Here is a 17296-nt window from a genome sequence, read left to right as displayed (position 1 = left end):
TCGAAAAAAGGCGACATCCTGGCGGATTTGGGCCTAAAAGCCCAGGAGTTTTGCGCTAGAGCGCGCGCGCCTCGGCGTCCAGACGCTGGGCGGTGCGGTCCACGCGCTTGAGCACCAGCAGAATCACGGCGCCCAGCGCCACCAGCGCGCCGGCAAGCCATAGCCCCAGCCGGTAGTCGCCGACGGCTTCGGCAAGCATTCCGGTCACCGCCGGCGCGATGATCTGCGCCGCGCCGTAGGCCAGCGTCAGCTGCCCCATCAGCCGCGCCGGGTTATCCGGATAAAGCCGCCCGGCCATGGTGAGCACTAAACAGACGCACCCAAGAAAGGTACCACCATAAAGCACCGCGCTTAACAGCAGCGCGGCCAGGCTCGTGCTCCAGAGCGGAAGCCAAATCCCCACCACCTGAATGACCATGGCAAGGCAAAGCGCCCCCAGATAGCCAAGGCGGCGGGCGACGAAGTCCCACATCACTACCGTTAGCGCTGCGGACAGCCCCACCAGCGCAAACGCCCAGTTGCCGGTACCAGCAAGCAGCGGTTCGCGCTCGACAATGGTGACGAGAAAGGTCGCGTTAACCACGTAGCCGTACCCGGCGCAAAAGTAGGCCGGCACCATCAGGCGCAGAAAGGTCGCGCTGGCGGACCGCTTGGTGGCCGGTTGGCGCGTGGCGCTGGCGGCAGGTTTCGTAGGAGGCGGCAGCCACCGCCATGCGGGAATCACAAGCCCGGCGCCCAACGCGGTCAGCCAGAGCCACTGGCCGCGCCAGTCGATGGAGAGCGCCAGCAACCCCTCCACCGCCAGCGCTGCCAGCACGATGCCAAGCCCCAGGCCCGCGAAGTGAATGCCCAGCTCACTTCGGCGCTTGTGTTCGATCAGCCAGTGCAGAATCAGCCCCGAGGCCAACAGCATCGAGGCGCTGCTGGAGAGCCCCGCCAAAAAGCGCAGCGCGGCCCAGAGCCAGAGGTTTTCGGTCAGCGCCATACCAAGGGTCGTTACCACCGCCAGCAAAAGCCCCGCGCGGTAGAGCGTATCCTTGAGCGCGAGACTTCCAGTCGAGGCGGCAAGCACCGCGCCCAGCATGTAGCCCGCGTAGTTAAAAGCGGCCAGCCACCCGCCCTCGGCGTCGTTCAAAAGCCCGCCGCCCTGCATCACCGGCAGAAGCGGCGTATAGGCAAAGCGCGCCACGCCGACACACAGAAGCTGGCTGAAAATACCGGCGAGCAGCACCTTATAGCGCTGCAGGGAGATCGAGGCGGTCAAGGGCGGCTCCGTTACCTTATATGCATTATTGTTGAACCATCAACGCATGATAAGGCGTCCGGCGCCGGCCGTCATGACCACCTAAGTCGAGTCAGCGCGTAATATCCACGCCAAGCAGTAGAAAGGAGAGCGTCTTGCCGTGGCCGTCCAGGTTGAGCGCACCGTTGACCCCGCCCTGGAGCACGTCGTCGATGACGAAATTCATGCCCCCCAGCTGAGGCAGCAGGTAGCGGCGAACGCGGCTAGCGCCGCGGTGCTGAAAAAGCGCCAGTACCAGGGCCTCGTCGAGCTCACTCACGAGCAGGTCGTAATCCTCCGGCCGGTAAGCGAACAACGCGATATTGAGCCGGTCGCCCTTGTCCCCGGCCCTAGCGTGAGCCAGCTGGTGAAGTGGCGTCGTCTCCACGGCGCGCGCCGGATGCGACGTTTCAGCCTGCAGCATGGGAGGTTCCTCTTTGGTCATAGGCATTTTGCGGCTGGGCGTTTTGTGATCTAACGTCGAACAAGCGAGCGTAATCGTGAACATCGTCGCGCCGCACCAGATATGAGGCGGTAAACACCCGCCGCTGGAACTGACGCCGCACACCGCCTCCGCCCGCCGGCCCCGCGCAGTAAAGCGCCAATAGCTCCTGGGTTGCGCGTGCGACCCAGCGCCGCTCCGGATGCTCGGCGGCCAAACGCAGGCGGTAGTCGCCGTCGGGATTGGCCGGGGCGGCCAGACGCTGAAGCTCGCCGTCGTCGCTGTCGAACACGCTTGCAAGGCCGATGATGTCGAAACGCGTGCGAAGCTCCGCCGGGGTACGAAACGCCAGCCGCTCGCGCAGCACCCGGGCGGCGAGCCGTGCGCGCTCGAGCGCGTTGGGCCCGGCGTAGGAGATCTCCGCCTCGCTTTGCCAGCCGCCGTCGTAGCACACGGTGGTTTTCAAACGCGCAGGCGCCGGCTTGCCGCGAATGCCGCTCACCTCCACGCAATCCGGGCCGAGCTGACGCACGGTCGCGTTGGACAAATCGACCACCACGTCCGGCGTCAGGTAGTTGGCCGGGTCGTGCACCTCGTACAGAAGCTGCTCCTTGACGGTCTGCTCGGTCACGAGCCCCCCACTACCCTCCGGCTTGGTCACCAGAAGGCGCCCGTTTTCTTCCACCTCGATGATCGGATAGCCGACGGTGGCGAGACTCGGCACGTCCTTGAGCCCCGGATCGGCAAAGTATCCGCCGCTGACCTGGGCACCGCACTCGGCCAGGTGCCCGGCCATCATGCCGCAGGCGAGCCGGTCCCAGTCGTCCCAGCGCCACTGAAAATGGTGCATCAAGGGCGCCAGAAAGAGCGCGGGGTCGGCGACGCGCCCGGTGACTACGATGTCGGCCTCAAGCGAAAGCGCCTCGACCAGCGCCTTGGCACCTAGATAAACGTTCGCCGAAATGAGCGCGCTGTCGTCAGGCAGCGCCTGGCGCTCCGCCTCCCAAGGCGTCAGGTCGAGCGAGCGCAGCCGGTCACGGATGTCGTCGCCATGCACCTGGGCGATGGCGATATCCGGGCGGCCTGCGGCCTCGGCCAGCTTTTTGACCAGCGCGCAGGCACCTTCGGGGTTGGCGGCGCCGAAATTGCCCAGGATGGTGATGCCGTGATCGACGCAGTCGCGCAGCACCGGCGGCAAAAACTCTTCGATCAGCGGCTCGAACCCCTGCGCCGGGTCTTCGCGCATGGCGCGGTGCGCCGCGGCCAGCGTGCGCTCGCCCAGCGTTTCGAAGGCCAAAGCGGCGGGCTTTCCTCGCCGGATGAGTTCCGCCACCACCGCCTCGGCCGCATCGGTGCGATCGCCGGAGAACCCGGCCCCACTACCCAGTAAAAAGCTCATGTGGTGTGCTCCTTGAGAAGTTGAGGGGCAGGTGTGGTCGGCGCCACGCCGTCATCGAGCAGCTGGCGACGGCGCCAGAAAAGCCCCGCGATGATGATCAACGCGCTGAGCGTGGTCAGCCATCCGGGAATGAGCGCCAGGCCGATCACCAGCGCCAAGGCCAGCGCGTCCACCACGCGGTGGCCGGTCATCATGACGCGCGACATGAGCGCGGCGAAGGCCACGACGAATACGATGCCCTGCGAGCTTGCCAGCACGATCTCCCAGGCCGAGCCGAAGCCCGCCAGCGCCGGGTAGATCAACAGCAGAAACGGAATGACGTAGATCGCGGCGGCCAGGCGCACCGCCTCTACCGCCGACGGCAGCCAGTTGGTGCCGGCGATACCCGAGGCGACGAACACCGCGATGCAGACCGGCGGCGTAATGACCGACAGCGTCGCAAAATAAAATACGAACAGGTGCGCGATGAGCGGCTCGACGCCGATAGTGGTCAGCGCCGGCGCCAGCACCGAGGCGACCAGCACATAGGCCGCGGTGGTGGGAATGCCCATGCCAAGAATCAGACAAACCCCGCCGACGATCAGCGCCACGAGAAACAGCGACTCTCCGCCTACGTTGACGATCAGACTCGCCAGCGTCACGCCGATCCCGGTCATGCCGATCATGGCCACCAGAATCTGTGCACCGGCCAGCAGCACGCCGATGATGACCATGCCCTTGCCCGCATCGACCAGCCCGCCCACGAGCTTGCCGATGACCGCCTTGAGCGGCATGCGCGCGATCAGTGCGAAGGGTACGAAGGTCAGCACCGTCATCAGGATGCCGTAGAACGCCGACATCTGAATCGAGCGCCCGCTCAGCACCCCGTAGAAGAGCCCGCCGAGCGCGGCCAGAATCGGAATGATCCGCTCGGGCCGGCGAATTTCCGCCCAGGGCGGCAGCTCGTCTTCGGGCACCACCTTGAGCTCGCGGCGCTTGGCCACCAGATGGATCGTCAAGAACACGCCCAGATAGAAAAGTATCGCCGGCAGCAGCGCCGCCAAAGCGATACGCAGGTAACTCTCGCCGATGATCTCAGCCATGATGAACGCTGCGGCCCCTAAAATCGGCGGCGCGATCTGCCCACCGGTGGAGGCCACCGCTTCCACGCCCGCTGCAAAGGGCCGCGGGTAGTTCAGCCGTTTCATCATCGGAATGGTGAAGTTGCCGGTCGTGGCCACGTTGGCCACGGCGCTACCGCTAACCATGCCGAAAAGCCCTGAGGCGACGGTCGCTACCTTGGCCGCCCCGCCCGGCGAGCGCCCGCTGATGCGCAGCGCCAAATCCATGAAGGTATTACCGCCGCCGGTGTGCAGCAGCAGACAGCCAAAGAGCACGAACGCCGCGATGGTGGTGGCGGCTACGCCCACCAGCATGCCCCAAACACCTAGATCGCCCAGATAGATCGTTTCGGTCATGTAGTAAAGATCGAACCCGCGGTGCCCCAGCGGCCCAGGAATCATCGAGCCAAACCAGGCGTAGGCGAGCCCGGCCACCACCAGAATTGGAAAGATCCAGCCAATCGCCCGGCGGGAAAGCTCCAGAATGGCGATCAGCAGCACCCCGGTCAGCACCATGTCCCGCGGCGTGGCCCAGGGGAGCTCGACCAGAATCTGCTCGTAATTGAGCGCCACGTAGCCGCAGGCGAGCACCACGCCCACCGCCAGCACCAGATCGATGGCGATACCAATCGGGCGCCAGCGCTTGCCGTCGCCCAAGGGGTAGACGGCAAACCCTAGAAGAATGACCAGCGCAAGAAAGAGACTGCGCTGAACCAGGCTTTCAAAAGGCCCGGTCGCAGACGTAAAAAGGATCAGGCCGCCAAGCGTCAGCGCCAGCCCCTTGACGAGTAGGTCTCGCATGAACTTCGTCCTCTATCGGAGACTTACTGGGCCGGCTGCAGCGCCTCGGGAATCTCATAACCCTGCTCTTCGAAATAACGCGCGGCGCCGGCGTGCAGCGGTACCGTGCCTACCTCGAGGGTCATTTGGGCGATGTCCGCACCTTCCATTGCCGAGAAGGCGTTGATCTGCGGCTCCGGATTTTCCATGACCGCCTTGACGATTTCGTAGGCGGTCTCCTCGCTCATGTCCGGATGCGCGTGAACGGCAACGCCGAATGCCCAAGTGGTGTAGGCCGGGATACCGTCCCCTGCGCCTTCGGGTACGTCGACGATTGCCAGATCAGGCATCTCGTCGCGAAGGGTTTGGGCCTGCTCGTCATCGAGCGAGAGCACGCTGATGGGGGTGAACGTGGAAATGTCCATGGTGGAGCCGTCGAGACGGTTACCCACGCCGGACTTCACCGAGCCCATGACGCGACCATCCTTCATCGAATCGACAATGTCGGTAGTCGAGCCGCGCACATAGTCGGGCTCGATGCCCAGCGTCGTCATGACCGCTTCGGTAGTCTTTTCGGTAGCCGAGCCGGTGATCCCCGGGTTGAAGCGCACGCCGTCCAGCTCTGCGAAGGTGGTAACGCCGGCGTCTTCACGCATCACGGCGTTTTGCGGTGCCACGGTGTAGACCCACAGCAGACGGCTATCGACCGGGCGCCCGTCGAACTCCTGCTCACCGGCGTAGGCGTGGTAGCCGATATTGGTGGTGACCAACCCCATATCGATCTGATGGCGGCCAAGACGGCGAAGGTTGTCCACCGCTGCGCCCGTTTCAGCCACCGACGAGCTGATGTTTTCGACCTGATTGTTGATGATCTGGTTGACGGCGACGAAGTAGCTGTAATGGCTCGACGAGCTGGAGGTCGACCCGATCAGTAGACGCTCGTTGGCATGGCTGACAGCGGCGGCGACCAGCGCGGTACTGGCGACAACGGCGGTGAGTAGCGTTTTCATGGTGACTCCCGGGCCCCAAGGGCCGTTTTTATTGTGGGGTAAAAGGTAAGTAGTGGTACAGGAACGCTTTTTTAAGCGATAACTCAAGGTGAGGACTGACAAAAGTTTTGTATATTAAATTGTTTTTAAATTTCGTTTTATTTATTAAAATAAAATAATGCGTCTCTTTAGTGCCTGATATACGGGTGTTTGCTGCAGTACAGCAATAGCAAAAAGTACTTTAGTTAATGGACATATAAACTAAAGTCTCAGAAAAAACGTTCTCTTTAAGGGTCTTGCGTCCGGCGTTATCCGCTCTAAGAAGTCATTCTCGTTACCCTTAAGCGGTCCATAAATGACGGCCTTTCACACACACTTTCTCGTGAGCACGCTCTCTCAGGCCAGGGTTTGATATTCATATGACGACCAGCATCAAGCAGCTTCAAGTATTCGTGGCGGTGGCCCAATCGCGAAGCTTTAGCGAAGCCAGCGAGCGCGTGCACCTTTCCCAACCCGCCATTTCCATCGCGCTAAAAAAGCTCGAGGAAAGCGTGGGCGGAGCGCTGTTTGCCCGCACCAGCCGCCAGCTCGCGTTGACGCCGGAAGGCGAGGCGTTTTTGCCCGTCGCGCAGCGTCTTCTTAGCGACTGGCACGAGGCTTTCGAGGATCTCGGTGAGCAGTTCTCCAAGCAGCGCGGCAAGGTGACGGTTGCCGCACTGCCGACACTGGCGGCGGGGATATTTCCAGGCGTGCTCAAGCGCTTTCACGAAACCTATCCACGCATCAATCTGAGCCTTCACGACGTGCTGGCCGAGCAGATCAATCAAATGGTGCGCGAGGGTCGCGCCGACTTCGGGCTTTCCGTCGAGCCTCAGAACGCAGACGATCTAAGCTTCGAGCCCATTTGGGTCGACCGCTACGTGGCGGTTTTCCCTGACGGCCACGCGCTTGGTCAGCAAACGCACGCAGAGTGGGCGCAGTTGGGGGACTACCCTTTCATCGGCATCAATCGGCTATCGAGCTCGCGTCAGGATATCGACCGTACAGTGGCGAGCGTTGGCGTCAAGCTCGATATTCTTTGCGATGCCAGCCAGATCGCCACGGTGGGCCGTATGGTCGCGGCGGGGCTTGGCATTAGCGTACTTCCTGCGCTGAGCTTTCGTCAGATCGCGGCAGCAGGTATCGACCACCGGCCGCTGGTAGCGCCGAACACGCCCCGCGAGCTTGGTATTGTCTTAAGCCGGCGCCATCCTCTGTCCAGTGCAGCGCGGGCGCTGTTCGAGCTGATTCACGCCGTCGATGATGGCTCGAGGCCGATGAACGGCACACGTTTCCAATAGATTTGTGCCAAACTGGATAGCCTACTCACGAGCCAACATGGAGAGTTTTACATGAGCGAAAGCGCCAAACCCTGGACGCAGCCGATGCCCGAGGCGCAGTTCGATTTGATGCGCAATATCATCGCCGCGCCAAGCCCGGTCGGGCTCGAAGGGGCCATGACCTACGGCGTGCTGAAGCCTTACTTTGAAAGCTTCGCCCCCGAGAGCTGGAAGCTTCATCAGTATCGTGGCAACGCCGGCGTGGTGCTGGATACCCACCCGGGCCAGGACGACATGTTCAAGATCATGCTGGTGGGCCACGCCGACAAGATCCGCATGCAGGTGCGTTCGATCGGCGAGGACGGCAAGATCTGGATCAACACCGACTCGTTTTTGCCGACGGTGCTGATCGGCCACGAAGTCATCCTGTTCAGCGAAGACCCGGAAGCGCCGGGCAGCTATCGCCGGCTGGAAGGCGGCACCGTCGAGGCGCTGGGCGCGATCCACTTCTCGGACCCAGGTGTCAGAAGCGGCGAGAAAGGCATCAAGAAAGAGCAGATCTATCTGGATCTACAGATTCACGGCGAGAACAAGAAACAGCAGGTGCTCAACCTGGGCGTGCGCCCGGGTGATTCGATCATCTTCAACCGCCCGATCAAAAAAGGCTTCAGCCCCAACACCTTCTACGGTGCGTATCTCGATAACGGCCTGGGCTGCTTCGTCACCGCGGAAGTGGCACGCCTGGTAGCCGAAGCCGGCGGCACCAACAACGTACGCGTAATGTTCGCCATCGCAAGCTACGAGGAGATCGGCCGCTTCGGCAGCCGCGTGCTAGCCGGTGATCTCAAACCCGACGCGCTGATCGGTATCGACGTGAACCACGACTACGTGGCCGCGCCCGGCATCGGCGATAAGCGCATGCAGGCGCTGGAGATGGGCAAGGGCTTTACGCTGTCCGTCGGCTCGATCGCCAGCGAGCAGCTCAACCGCATCATCGCCGAAACCGCGCGCCAGCAGGACATTCCCATGCAGCGCGATATCGTCGGCGTGGATACCGGCACCGACGGGATGGCAAGCGTTCTTGCCTCCATCGATAGCGCCGCGACCTCGCTGGGCTTTCCGACGCGCAATATGCATACCATCTCGGAAAGCGGCAACACCCAGGACGTGCTGGCCGCGATTCACGTACTGGCCGAGACGATCAAGCTGCTGGATCAGGTCGACGACGTCAACGGGCTATTCTTCGATCACCACCCGCGCTTGGATCAGGCAAGCGAGCTCGATCATCAGGGCAGCGACAAGCCCAAGGATGAGAAAGAAGACGACGAGTAACCTCTACGCCCCCGGCCACGCCGGGGGCTTTTTTTTGCCCGCCTAATACTCCCAGCGCTGCTCCCGCCTGCTATACACGACCAAAGTCTTACCCCCTGGACAAACGTTTCATAGACGTAAGTGGTAGCATCCAGCCGCCAACGTTATTGCCAAGCGATCTGTTTATTTCTGTCTGGGAGCCAAGCATGAGTTCATTAACCGATCAGTGGCGCCGGTGGGTGCCGCTGCTGGCGGGGCCGTTACTGTTCGTAGTACTCCAGTTGGCGATGCCCGCCACGCTGATCGACCCAATGCCACGCATCGTGCTGGGGCTCACGGTGTGGATGGCAGTGTGGTGGGTCACCGAGCCGGTGCCTATTCCGGTTACCTCGTTTCTGCCGATGATTCTACTGCCGCTGACCGGCGTCATGAGCATGGACGAAGCCGTCGTGGGCTACGCCAACCCGGTCATCTACATGTACATGGGCGGTTTCATACTAGCGATCGCCATCGAGCGCTGGAACCTGCATCGACGCATCGCGCTCTCCATCGTCAACCGCATTGGTAACAGCCTGCGTAGCATCGTGCTAGGCGTGCTGATCGCCTCGGCGTTTTTGTCGATGTGGATCTCCAACGCGGCCACGGCGCTGATGATGCTACCCATCGCCGTGGCGCTTTTAAATGAGCTCGACGAGCGCGACCAGTTCGATAAGAACCAGCGCGACGCTTTCGCGCGCACGCTGCTATTGACCGTGGCCTACTCCGCTTCGATCGGCGGGCTCGCCACGATCATCGGCTCGGTGCCCAACGCCATCGTAGTGGCGATGATTCCGCAGTTCTTCGATGTCGAAATCAGCTTTCTACAGTGGATGATCTTCGCGCTGCCGCTGACGATTCTGCTGCTGGTCTTTCTCTACGCCTACCTGACCCGCGTCTACTCAAAAGTGCCCAACACGCGCCTTGAAGTAAACTTCGTGGCTCAGGAGCTCGAAGCGCTCGGCCCAATCACCCGCAATGAAAAGCGCGTGCTTGGGGTGTTCGTACTCACCGCACTGGCTTGGGCACTGCGCGGCTGGCTGGCGCCGTTTTTCGATCTACCGATCAACGATACCCTGATTGCGGTGATCGCCGCGGTGTCGCTATTCATCATTCCGGCCCATGGTGAAAAGCGTAGCCTGCTGATTTGGGATGACATGAAGCATCTGCCCTGGGGGCTTTTCATCCTGTGGGGTGGGGGCATGTCGCTGGCCGCGGCGTTCAGCGCCAGCGACCTGACCGGCTGGATCAGTGAACAACTCCAGCTGCTCGACGGGGTGAGCTACTTCTGGCTCTTGCTGTTCATGGTGCTCTTGATGCTCTTCCTCACCGAAATCATCTCCAACACCGCCACGGCCAATATGGCAATTCCCATTACCGCCGGGCTCGCCGCAGCGATCACTACCGGCAATCCGCTGGGGCTGATGATCGCAGTGGCGCTGGCCACTACTTGCGCCTTCATGATGCCGATCTCGACGCCACCCAACGCGGCCGTGTTCTCGAGCGGGCGTATTACCATTAAACAGATGGCCAAGGCGGGCTTTGCCATGAACATCGTCAGCGCCGTAGTCATCACGGTGTTCGTCTACTTCATCGTGCCGCTGCTGTTGCCCTCGCCTTTATAAGGCGCAAAAAAAGACCCGGCCATCCGGCCGGGTCCAGTACGAGCATGTCCTCCCTGAAGACTTTCGCAACCTCCTGTCGCGCCTCCCTGGTTTAGCCAGCCTCCTGCTTGCTCCCTCCTACGCCCTCCCGGCGTCTTGACCACCATGCGCTCGCGATGTGTCAGCCGCGTGACAAAATTAAAACGCTATTGTTAACCCAGAGCAGTGGCAGAACGCGGTAAGCCGCTTATGCTTGAAAGGTAGCAAGAGCAAAGGGAATTGAGCTCTTTTACGCGAGACCCCACAACTCAATAACAGCAGGAGGTTAGCGTGCGGGATATCATGATCAGTCATACCGTGGGCGGTTTGGATATTATTTGCCGCCATTGCGGCAACGCCGAAACCCTCAAAACTTTCTATTTCAAGCACTTTCGTCTGGAAGGTACCGGCAAGCAAAGCGCGACTCTGCGCTGCTTGGCGTGCCAAACCGGCATGGACGTACCGCTTGACCAGCTGGGCCCACAGTATTTGGATACGGCCTGCTGAGCGCCAAACCTTTGGCGCATTAAAAAAGCCCCAGCCGCTATCGGCTGGGGCTTCATCGAATCTTCCTTAACCCTGCTCCATAAACATCCCGCTCATGCATCCTTGTGAGTGCAAACCTCCTGTTCGCCTCTCCTTCTCGCTTGTCCTTAAGCAGTGCGCACACAGTGGACCCTATAGAGGGCAAACGATTTATCCTGAGTTAACCAATGCCAAAATTCATCGGGTTTTTAGCTTGCAAAGCGATAACGCCGCAAAATATGGGCAAAATTTGGACAGACACTCTATTTTCTACACCAGCATCATTTACGTACTAGGCAAGTACAATAAAAATACAATTTTATCTTGTACACAACTTGGCGTTGTTCTATAATCTGTAGTGTTCGCGGCAAGGAAACCGCTTCGCGAAGGATCGCCCGTTCAGGAAGAACGAAGTCTTCAAGGAGTGAATGTACTCAGGATGAGTACTTAGCGTTCAAGGATGAAAAAAGCTCAGGATTGAGCGTTTACGTCTCACGGAAATGAGAAGCTCAGGACGAGCAAGCAAAACACACGGATGGCCAGCAGAGGCAACGAAAAAGCACCCTTTTTAAGGGTGCTTTTTCGTATCTGTTCGGAAAACCCGCCATACAGCCCCACCCGCTCACAATAGCTTGAAGGCAGCGCTTTGATCGCCTGCTTAGAAATTTTCAAAAAATAGCAATTACATAATATCACCTCAGGACACTACGCTTAAAAGAGTTAACAAAGGAGGTCGCTATGTCTGAACAACAGTGTGCATGCCCCAAATGCGAATGCGCCGTTAACGCGGAATCCATCGAAAAAGATGGACAACGTTTTTGCTGTCAGTCCTACGCCATTGGCCACACAGACGGCAGCGCCGACTGCGGTCATAACTGCCAATGTGGTTAACGCCCCGTAAAGCGTATCGAAAGCCTAGCGCCCGATTGCCATCGATGATCGGGCGCTTTTTTATAAAGGAGCAAAGCGAGGGAATGCGCCGTGCGTAACCAGGCACCTTGCACTAAGCTTTGAGGGTTTAACCAACGGATCAGGGAAAGAAAATGCCATCAACCACCGCCATCGTTGTTATCATCGTCATCATTGCCGTACTGGGCATCGGCTTTAGCGGCGCACTGCCTTTTTAAGACCGCTAGATCGAATGCGATGATGAGAGGAAGGGGCGCGTGAAGCGCCCCGCTCTCGTTATATCCCTGCTTGAAGCAGGTGCCGCTTTAAACCGCCCCATCGATGACACCAAGGAGCTCCCATGCCACTACTCGATAGCTTTACCGTCGATCACACGATCATGAACGCCCCGGCGGTTCGCGTTGCTAAAACCATGACCTCCCCCTCCGGCGACACCATTACCGTGTTCGATTTGCGCTTCAACAAGCCTAACGAAGACATGATGGGCGAAAAAGGCATTCACACGTTAGAGCACCTTTTTGCCGGCTTCATGCGTAATCACCTGAACGGCGATAGCGTCGAGATCATCGATATCTCGCCCATGGGCTGTCGCACCGGTTTTTACATGAGCCTGTTGGGTAGCCCTTCAGAAGAGCAGGTCAGCGAGGCCTGGCTTGCCTCCATGCACGATGTGCTTGCGCTCAACCGCATGGACGAAATTCCCGAACTCAACGAGTATCAGTGCGGCACCTACGTGATGCACTCGCTGGACGATGCCAAGCAGATCGCCCAAAACATCATCGATAACGGCATCGGCGTAAACAAGAACGCGGACATCGCGCTAAGTGAAGAGCGTTTGTCGGCACTGGGCAACGACGTCAAATAACGTGTAGGTCCAGACACGAGAAAGCCCCGCCATGGCGGGGCTTCTTCATGTCAGGCAGCACCTGAGCTGCCCGTCTTTACATCGCTTAGAGGCGCTCGTCGAGCCACTTCTTGACCGCAAATTGGTCCTGGGAACCTGCGGGCAGCTCGTCACGAATCAGCTCCTCACCCTTGTGTAGCGCGGTGATCGGCGCCGAGGCGGAGAGCACCATGTTCAGCATATAGAGCACTTCATTGCCCTGCTTGGGGTCGAAGGTCGTGCTCTCTTCTGGCTCGCCGCTTACGCGCGGGTCATTGCTCGGTATATCGTCCCAGCTGTAGTGGTCCAGGCTCAGATTGATACGCTGAAAATCCGCCATGTCATACCTCGATCATCCAATGAGTGTCGTTGCTCCATTACCGCCGCCGACCATGGCCGACAGCCCTTTCAGGGTAGCAAAGATGCGTGATTTAGCGCGGTTACCGCGCCGGATCGAGGCAAATGGAGGCGGTTGTTTAACTCATGTAATGAAGTCGGTACTCAAAACAGTCATTCCCGCACCCGCGGCGGCTTCTCGGGCCACTCCGTCAGCGCGATTTCCCCTTCGATGGCATCTACCACCTCCTCGAACTGATCCAGGCAGTGCTTGACGCCACACTCCCAAACGACGATGACTCGCCAGCCCAGCGCCTCGAGTTCGGCGCGCTTTCGCGCATCGCGCTCGACGGTATCGCCAAGCTTTTGCTGCCAAAAGGTGGTTTGACTTGCGGGGGTGGTGGCGTAGAAGCAGCCAGGGTGGCGGTGCCAAAAACAGCCGTTGACGAACAGCGCCATCTGATAAAGCGGCAAGATTACATCCGGCTTGCCGGGAAGCTCGACCGAATGCGCTTCAAACGACAGATGACGTCGCTCGAGTTCGGCCTGGACGAAGCGCTCCGGCGCGGTGTTCTTGCCCTTAATAGAAGCCATCATTTTCGAACGTGTGGAAGGATCGACGATGTCGGTCATGCAAGTATCCGCCAGACAGGTCTTCAAAGCGTAGCACGCCCGGCCTAGCTTCATCGCCGCGTCAAGCGTCTGCCGGCGTCTAATGCGCCAGGGTTATTAAGAGCTTGAGTAACCCTCTGTTTGGCGGTCCGAATCGATTTTAACCGCGGCGAGAATACGCGGTTTCATCAATTGGGCGACGGCTTCGAACACCGGCACGACCACCGAGTTACCGAACTGACGATACGCCTGTGTATCTGAAACCGGAATGACGAAACGGCTTTCGCCGGGGGCGTCGAACCCCATCAGCCGCGCGCACTCTTGGGGCGTTAGCCGGCGCGGGCGATGGCGCTGGTTCGCCTCGCCGTAAAAGTCCTGGGTGCCGTCGAAGCCGCGGTCGACCAGTATCTCCGAGCCATCCTTGTGATAGCGCGCCGAGAGCGTACGGGCCACGTCGCCCTCGCGCGTCAACCCAAATCCGAAGCCGTTGCCTTTTTCGCGATGCTTCTGCGCGTACTTGTAGAGGTACTCCCACAGTTTGGGGGTCAAAACGTACTTGTCGCTGACCTCGGTATCGAGCAGCTCGCCAAAGCTCGGCCTGTGCGTCGGGTAAAGACTTGCGATCTCTTTCAGGCTGAAATCTCTGTGAACGTTCAAGTCGCGGCGAAAGCCGACCAGCACGATCCGCTCGCGGTGCTGTGGAACAAAGTGCCTGGCATCGATCACCTTCGGATCGCGGCCTTTTGGCGCATCGACATCGGCCACCTCGTACCCCAGCTCGTCCAGCGCTTCGCAGATCACCTGAAAGGTCTTGCCTTGGTCATGGCTTTTGAGGTTTTTGACGTTCTCAAGCACGAATGCCGCGGGCCGCTTGGCCGCGAGAATCCGCGCCACGTCGAAAAAGAGCGTGCCTTGGGCGTCGCACTCGAAACCGTGCTTACGCCCCAGCGAGTTCTTCTTCGACACCCCCGCCAGCGAAAACGGCTGGCAAGGAAAACCCGCCAGCAGCACGTCATGATCCGGTACGTGGCGGCCGATATGGCGGTAAGCGGCGTCTTCGTCGACGGAGAGATCCGCGCTCAGGGTCAGCTCGCGAATGTCCTCGTTGAAGCGGTGTTTGATCGGGTCGCAATAGTGGTTCGCCTTGTAGGTGCGCACGGCGTACTTGTTCCACTCGGAGGTCAGCACGCACTCGCCGCCAATCGCCTCGAACCCTTTCCGAATCCCGCCGATACCGGCGAACAGATCGACGAAGCGAAACGCCGGCTTCATATCGTTTGGTTTGGGCGCCGGTAGCATGTCGATCATGCGCTGGTGAGCGGCACGGGAAACCTTGGGCTCGGCCTTGCCCTTCGCCCAGCGGTTGATGGTTTCCCGGCACCAGCTGCCCTTGTCGGCCTCTGACAGTGCTTGGGCGATGGCGCCCTGATCATAGATCTCTAACAGTTTACCGAGCAGCGCGTTTTCATCGAGCGCTTCGTAGGGAGAGGCCAAAGCGCACCTTCGGTACTGAGCAATCGGTAGTTCAGAATCTTGATCGAAATCGGATAGGCGCGACATGGCTTTCTCTGGGTCAAATGTGTGACGAGATACTACGATTATATATTGCTCCCGTTTTAACTGCGAACAGGTCCATGCGCCAATATAGAGCATGATGGTATTGATCTTTTTTCCAAAGAGATCGTTTTATCCATATGCCAAGCATCACCTTTTTCAAGCCTACTGCTCCTTCTGATTAATCAGGCTTTTATTATCCGACGAGGTTACTGATTTAATCGACCCACACTCTGTAACCCATTCATTTCGACTAATTGATACACCTTTTATAAATGAGTCAAACGGCGAATAATTTTCAAACATGAAAAATGCGAATAAAAATCATTAAATAATTAATTCAAGTAAATAGAAAATAAAAAAACTAAAAAAAACATAAAAAATTAAGAAAATTACACAAAAACACAAAATTTACAAAAAAAACCATGCTTTTATCTAGCAAGAAAGTACCCTTATTAAAAAGTGAGGTAGTCCTAAATAATGAAGGGAAATATACATTAGGCTTACATGATCATATCCTCCAGTGAAAGTGACTTGTCTAGCATCCGTCAGCTCAACGAGATAGGTATCGCCCTGTCTTCGGAGCGCAATCTCGACACATTGCTTGAAAGTCTTTTGTACAGTGCGCGTGAGCTAACCTCGGCTGATGCAGGGACTCTTTACATCGTCGATAGCGCACAGAAACAGCTGTCTTTTGCTATCGTGCAGAACGATACACTGGGATTGTACTTGGGGGGCAATGGAGAACCAGTAGGTGCACATTTTCCCACTATCGATCTATTTCAACCCGATGGCTCTCCCAACCATCATTTAGTCGTTGCCTACACGGCTTTGAACGATAAAACGGTCAATATTGAAGATGCTTACTGCGCCCAAGGTTTCGATTTTTCGGGAACCTGCAAATTCGATCAATCGACAGGTTACCGTTCGAGAGCATTTCTGACCGTTCCCATGCATAGCCATGAGGGTGAGGTCGTCGCGGTATTACAACTTCTCAATAAACGCGTGGAGCACGGGCTAACAGGCACTTTTAGTCGAGCCGACCAGCATATAGCAGAGTCTCTTGCCTCTCAGGCCTCGGTCGCTATCACGAACCAACGATTGATCGATGAAATGCGTACGCTTTTTGATAGCTTCGTGCGTGTAATCGCAACGGCTATCGATGCGAAATCCGCTCATACGGGCGCGCACTGCCGACGTGTTCCCGATGCAACGTTGTTGTTGGCAGAGGCCGCCCACCGTTCGATACACCCTGATATCGCAAGCTTTACTCTGACAGATGCTGATCGCTACGAAATTAAAACAGCGGCATGGCTACATGACTGCGGAAAAATCGTTATTCCGCATCACATTATGGAAAAATCCACGAAGCTAGAAGGGCTTTTCGATCGTTTACATTTAATTGAGGCGCGCTTCGCTGCTAAAAAGCGCGAAATCGAAAATGAACAGCTACGCAGAGAATTAAGTGCCTGCCGTAACAACAAGGTAGTGACTCAAATCGAGCGTGATACTTTTCAAGCTGAACTCGACTCGTTAGCAAATCATCTTGCACTAGTGCAGCGGGTCAATGCCGACGGCGCCATCGTGCAAGATGAGGATATAACAAAGCTCGAACTTATCGCTCAACAAGATTGGGAAGATGCCAGCGGTTGTCGAATGCCACTCTTGACGGCAGACGAACTCGAAAACCTTTGCATCCGACGAGGCACGCTCAACCACAATGAACGCAAAATCATAGAAGGTCATGTCCAAGCCACGCTCGACATGCTTAGCGAGCTCCCCTTCCCGAAACAGCTACAGCGCGTTCCTGAATATGCAGGAGGACATCACGAGAGAATGGACGGTAGCGGTTACCCTAAAGGTTTGACACGTGATGAGCTGTCTCTACCCGCCCGTATGTTAGGGATAGCTGACGTATTCGAAGCCCTGACGGCTCCAGATCGCCCTTACAAAATGCCCATGACATTATCCGAGGCGCTTAAAGTCATGGGTCACATGGTTGAAAACCAGCATCTGGATGGAGCGCTTTTTGCGGTATTTATAGAAGAGAAAGTATACCTGGAGTATGCCCATAAGCACCTGCAGAGTTTTCAAATAGACTCGGTCGACGTAGATACTCTTCCGGGACTGAATACAGCTTCATCTACATAACTATTAACCCAATATTATATAAGAC

General features: G+C 58.0%; 15 protein-coding genes. 7 read left to right on the top strand and 8 right to left on the bottom strand.

Annotated elements, in window-relative coordinates; all coding sequences use genetic code 11:
* Positions 1–55: 55 nt before the first annotated feature.
* The 5 genes from ACGLWX_RS09065 to ACGLWX_RS09045 all read right to left on the bottom strand — a co-directional run bounded on the left by ACGLWX_RS09065 (position 56) and on the right by ACGLWX_RS09045 (position 6013).
* The gene (locus ACGLWX_RS09065) at positions 56–1264 is read right to left on the bottom strand and encodes a YbfB/YjiJ family MFS transporter (RefSeq protein ID WP_396239104.1); all 1209 of its coding nucleotides are present in this window, start codon (positions 1262–1264) and stop codon (positions 56–58) included.
* A gap of 91 nt (positions 1265–1355) precedes the next feature.
* A complete protein-coding gene (locus tag ACGLWX_RS09060) occupies positions 1356–1706 on the bottom strand; it encodes a hypothetical protein (RefSeq protein WP_396239102.1) in 351 nt (116 codons plus the stop codon).
* Positions 1693–3123: an acyclic terpene utilization AtuA family protein gene (locus tag ACGLWX_RS09055; RefSeq protein ID WP_396239100.1), complete on the bottom strand. Its 1431-nt coding sequence runs from the start codon at positions 3121–3123 to the stop codon at positions 1693–1695. The genes ACGLWX_RS09060 and ACGLWX_RS09055 overlap by 14 nt, the downstream gene beginning before the upstream one ends.
* Positions 3120–5024, bottom strand: a complete 1905-nt coding sequence (locus ACGLWX_RS09050) for a TRAP transporter permease (RefSeq protein ID WP_396239098.1) — start codon at positions 5022–5024, stop codon at positions 3120–3122. The genes ACGLWX_RS09055 and ACGLWX_RS09050 overlap by 4 nt, the downstream gene beginning before the upstream one ends.
* A 23-nt stretch (positions 5025–5047) precedes the next feature.
* The gene (locus ACGLWX_RS09045) at positions 5048–6013 is read right to left on the bottom strand and encodes a TAXI family TRAP transporter solute-binding subunit (protein WP_396239096.1); all 966 of its coding nucleotides are present in this window, start codon (positions 6011–6013) and stop codon (positions 5048–5050) included.
* A gap of 398 nt (positions 6014–6411) precedes the next feature.
* On the opposite strand from ACGLWX_RS09045, the gene ACGLWX_RS09040 reads away from it, so the two are divergent.
* From ACGLWX_RS09040 to luxS, 6 genes are all read left to right on the top strand, one after another.
* Positions 6412–7332 carry a LysR substrate-binding domain-containing protein gene (locus ACGLWX_RS09040; protein WP_396239094.1) on the top strand — a complete coding sequence of 307 codons (921 nt, stop codon included), beginning with the start codon at positions 6412–6414 and terminating at the stop codon, positions 7330–7332.
* Between the two features lie 51 nt (positions 7333–7383).
* Positions 7384–8643: a M20/M25/M40 family metallo-hydrolase gene (locus tag ACGLWX_RS09035; RefSeq protein WP_396239092.1), complete on the top strand. Its 1260-nt coding sequence runs from the start codon at positions 7384–7386 to the stop codon at positions 8641–8643.
* A 185-nt stretch (positions 8644–8828) separates the two neighbouring features.
* Positions 8829–10283, top strand: coding sequence for an SLC13 family permease (locus ACGLWX_RS09030; protein ID WP_396239090.1), 1455 nt, complete (start codon positions 8829–8831; stop codon positions 10281–10283).
* 309 nt (positions 10284–10592) lie between these two features.
* The gene (locus tag ACGLWX_RS09025; protein WP_252109171.1) at positions 10593–10808 is read left to right on the top strand and encodes a hypothetical protein; all 216 of its coding nucleotides are present in this window, start codon (positions 10593–10595) and stop codon (positions 10806–10808) included.
* 756 nt (positions 10809–11564) lie between these two features.
* Positions 11565–11717, top strand: a complete 153-nt coding sequence (locus ACGLWX_RS09020) for a metallothionein (RefSeq protein ID WP_396239088.1) — start codon at positions 11565–11567, stop codon at positions 11715–11717.
* Between the two features lie 358 nt (positions 11718–12075).
* Positions 12076–12600: an S-ribosylhomocysteine lyase gene (luxS, locus tag ACGLWX_RS09015; protein ID WP_252109173.1), complete on the top strand. Its 525-nt coding sequence runs from the start codon at positions 12076–12078 to the stop codon at positions 12598–12600.
* Between the two features lie 85 nt (positions 12601–12685).
* Here luxS and ACGLWX_RS09010 read toward each other — a convergent pair whose 3' ends face one another.
* From ACGLWX_RS09010 to dcm, 3 genes are all read right to left on the bottom strand, one after another.
* On the bottom strand, positions 12686–12958 hold the full coding sequence (locus ACGLWX_RS09010; RefSeq protein WP_396239086.1) for a hypothetical protein: 273 nt from the start codon (positions 12956–12958) through the stop codon (positions 12686–12688).
* 170 nt (positions 12959–13128) lie between these two features.
* On the bottom strand, positions 13129–13587 hold the full coding sequence (locus tag ACGLWX_RS09005) for a very short patch repair endonuclease (RefSeq protein ID WP_396239084.1): 459 nt from the start codon (positions 13585–13587) through the stop codon (positions 13129–13131).
* Between the two features lie 96 nt (positions 13588–13683).
* On the bottom strand, positions 13684–15060 hold the full coding sequence (dcm, locus tag ACGLWX_RS09000; RefSeq protein ID WP_396239082.1) for a DNA (cytosine-5-)-methyltransferase: 1377 nt from the start codon (positions 15058–15060) through the stop codon (positions 13684–13686).
* A 594-nt stretch (positions 15061–15654) separates the two neighbouring features.
* On the opposite strand from dcm, the gene ACGLWX_RS08995 reads away from it, so the two are divergent.
* The gene (locus ACGLWX_RS08995) at positions 15655–17271 is read left to right on the top strand and encodes a GAF and HD-GYP domain-containing protein (protein ID WP_396239080.1); all 1617 of its coding nucleotides are present in this window, start codon (positions 15655–15657) and stop codon (positions 17269–17271) included.
* Positions 17272–17296 lie beyond the last annotated feature (25 nt).

It is taken from the genome of Halomonas sp. HMF6819 (assembly GCF_044335525.1).
Classification (GTDB): Bacteria; Pseudomonadota; Gammaproteobacteria; order Pseudomonadales; family Halomonadaceae; genus Vreelandella.
The sequence above is the reverse complement of the archived record's forward strand: the minus strand, read 5'-3'. Positions and strand labels throughout refer to the sequence as shown.

Bases quoted from the DNA above. Each gene is read 5' to 3' on its own strand.
- ACGLWX_RS09060 (WP_396239102.1), bottom strand. From the start codon at position 1,706: ATGCTGCAGGCTGAAACGTCGCATCCGGCGCGCGCCGTGGAGACGACG.
- ACGLWX_RS09055 (WP_396239100.1), bottom strand. From the start codon at position 3,123: ATGAGCTTTTTACTGGGTAGTGGGGCCGGGTTCTCCGGCGATCGCACC.
- ACGLWX_RS09050 (WP_396239098.1), bottom strand. From the start codon at position 5,024: ATGCGAGACCTACTCGTCAAGGGGCTGGCGCTGACGCTTGGCGGCCTG.
- ACGLWX_RS09045 (WP_396239096.1), bottom strand. From the start codon at position 6,013: ATGAAAACGCTACTCACCGCCGTTGTCGCCAGTACCGCGCTGGTCGCC.
- ACGLWX_RS09040 (WP_396239094.1), top strand. From the start codon at position 6,412: ATGACGACCAGCATCAAGCAGCTTCAAGTATTCGTGGCGGTGGCCCAA.
- ACGLWX_RS09035 (WP_396239092.1), top strand. From the start codon at position 7,384: ATGAGCGAAAGCGCCAAACCCTGGACGCAGCCGATGCCCGAGGCGCAG.
- ACGLWX_RS09030 (WP_396239090.1), top strand. From the start codon at position 8,829: ATGAGTTCATTAACCGATCAGTGGCGCCGGTGGGTGCCGCTGCTGGCG.
- ACGLWX_RS09020 (WP_396239088.1), top strand. From the start codon at position 11,565: ATGTCTGAACAACAGTGTGCATGCCCCAAATGCGAATGCGCCGTTAAC.
- luxS (WP_252109173.1), top strand. From the start codon at position 12,076: ATGCCACTACTCGATAGCTTTACCGTCGATCACACGATCATGAACGCC.
- ACGLWX_RS09010 (WP_396239086.1), bottom strand. From the start codon at position 12,958: ATGGCGGATTTTCAGCGTATCAATCTGAGCCTGGACCACTACAGCTGG.
- ACGLWX_RS09005 (WP_396239084.1), bottom strand. From the start codon at position 13,587: ATGACCGACATCGTCGATCCTTCCACACGTTCGAAAATGATGGCTTCT.